This window comes from Kiloniella spongiae, assembly GCF_001026905.1.
Taxonomy (GTDB): Bacteria; Pseudomonadota; Alphaproteobacteria; order Kiloniellales; family Kiloniellaceae; genus Kiloniella; species Kiloniella spongiae.
Window position 1 is genome coordinate 1 of record NZ_LAQL01000032.1, and the last position, 2513, is coordinate 2513.

1 protein-coding gene is annotated in these 2513 nt (G+C 42.0%); it reads left to right on the forward strand.

The annotated features are described in order from the left end of the window. Positions 1-343: 343 nt before the first annotated feature. The coding region (locus tag WH96_RS20670) for a hypothetical protein (protein WP_047766151.1) at positions 344-2513 on the forward strand (2170 nt) is incomplete at its 3' end.

Consider the following 2513-nt stretch of genomic DNA (forward strand, 5'->3'; position numbering starts at 1 on the left):
AAATGCTTCTGCTGTTGTACCAACGGTTTTAATTGCAAAGGACAGAAGCATAAAAAAATCTAATTTAGAGGTAATTTTACGATAAATTTGCATGGTATTTATTTTGAATTTAGATCAATTTTTATTTAAATGAACTTCTTGCTAACTATATAAAATTAAATAAATAAATCACATAATTTTTGTATTTATATCATACATATTGCTGTAGTTTTTTCTGATAATGCAATTGCGATTTTCCTGTCTATCTATATAGTTGACGTCAAATATTATTAGTTTTCTTACAGGCTGCCCGAATTAATTATGACAGTCTGTTTTGATGAAACATCGAATGGGGTTCTCACATATGACTGATGGTCTGACGAATACAGGTAAAGAGATTGTTTCTGGTGAAGAAGGTAAAGATCTTCTGGTTGGGCAGGCTGCTTCTGCCCTTGAAGTAACAGCCCCGGCAGGTGGTGAAACCAAAACCATCTCTCTTGAGAAAGGTCAGACAGCAACCCTGAGCTTTGATGCAACGGCAGCAACCCCGGTAATTGAAGGCAACGACTTTGTTCTGACCTTCGATAGCAACGGTGACGGTAGCGCCGATAGCCGTATCGTGTTCCAGAACCTCGTTGAAAACGCTCAGGGCGCAGATGCACCTGTTCTTGTTATTGGTGGTATTGAACTTTCTTCCAGCCTTTTGATCGGTCAGGCGCAAGCCCTTGCTGAAGGTGAAACGCTAGAGACCGCAGCCGGCGCCGGCGCTGGCCCACAAGGTGGTGGCGGTAGCGTCTATAATGACGATTTCGGTGATATTCTTGATGGGTTGAATGCTCAAAATGGTCTTGACGGCACACTTGCTGAATTGGCTGCCGCAGCCCTTGTGAACGATGATCTCGATCCTGCTGAAGGTACTTTCAGCTTTACCTTTGCAACAACTGACGTTGTTTCCTTTATCAAAGGTGGTGTTGAAGGTAGCTTTGTCGGTGGTTTCGAAGATTGGCAGGCAAATCAACATCTTGGGGATGCAAAAGCGACTGATGATCCGAGCACACCTGATGTGGATGAGTCCACATCTCCGATGCAAATTGTCTTTACTTTTACGCCAGCAGATAACGAAGTTGTCGATTCTGTTGATGTTACTGCTCTGCCAGAAGGGGTAACCCTTTATGTAGGTGGGTTTGAAGCGGGAAATATCGTTTTTAGTAATGTTCCAGGAAATGAAGTTGGAACATTACCTATAAATATCCTTGGTTCTGATCTTGATGAAGTTTATTTAAAAGGTGCAGAACATAGTGACGTGGATCTTCCTGTTACGGTTATAGCTAATATCTCTGATCCTGATAGTGGGGAAACAGCTTCCCTAACTTTTAGTGCAACAGCAATTATTGATGCTGCAGCTGACAAACCAGTTTTAAATACTTCTGCTGGTTCAGGCGAGGCTGTTGTTTTAAACGAAGGTTTTGATAATGTCCTGAATTGGGATGTTTTTGATGCAGGTGGGGTTTCTCGCCAAAACGGTGATGTTTCTCTGACGCCTGATAATTCTACTGCTTCTGCTGCGGCAATTTTTCTTGGTGTTACTGTCGCTGATTTGAATGCAGCGGCTGAAAATAACACAGGATCTAGTGAAAATTTCTCCAACTCTGATGCTACCGCAATTCAACAAAGTGTTTTTGTGACAGAAGGACAAAAACTCACACTTGATTTTAATTTCATCAGTACTGAAGGTGGTTTTGGTGGTGTTTTCAACGATACAGCTTTTCTTGTTATTAACGGTGAGATTATTCCGTTGGCACAGGCTGCTTCTGGAAGTGTTGATGGTATTTATGAATACACCTTTACGAGTAGTGGTGAAGCGACAATTGGTATTGCAATCTTCAATGAAGGCGACACATTTGCTGATCCAAGGCTGATTGTTGAGAGCCTCAAAATCACACAAGACGCTGAGCATCTTGTTAAGGTGAACGAAGAAGAGTTGATAAAGATACCTGTTGAGGTAACATTCCCGGATTTTGCTGATGATTCTGAAACACATCTGTTGAAACTTGATGGTGTACCAAACGACTGGATCTTGAATCTTGAAGAGAGTTTCGGGCATCTGCTTCCATCAGGTTCAACTCTTACTGACTTTGTCAGCATTGTTTCATCTGATGTGGGCGCAGATGGCTTTACAACTTATGTTCTTAACATTGGAGAATTAGTTGATGCTTTAGGCGGTACTCTAAACGCGAGTGTTGTTTTTGATCCTTTGGATTGGTCAACACAACGCCTTGATAATGGTGCTTCAAATGAGCATGGCCCTGCTGAAGTAACCGTCACGGCAATTGCTAGCGAAAACATTACTGATCAGGATCTAACGGATCTTAACGATGATGCTGAAACATCATTAATTGTAACTGTTGATGTTCCTGAAGATGCTCCAATTGTCCGTAACACTGCGATTGCGTTGGATGAGACTGATGGCTTACAGACCAATGCTGAAAAACGTGTTGAAAATGGTAACCATACAGCCCGTGTTGATGCTGGAC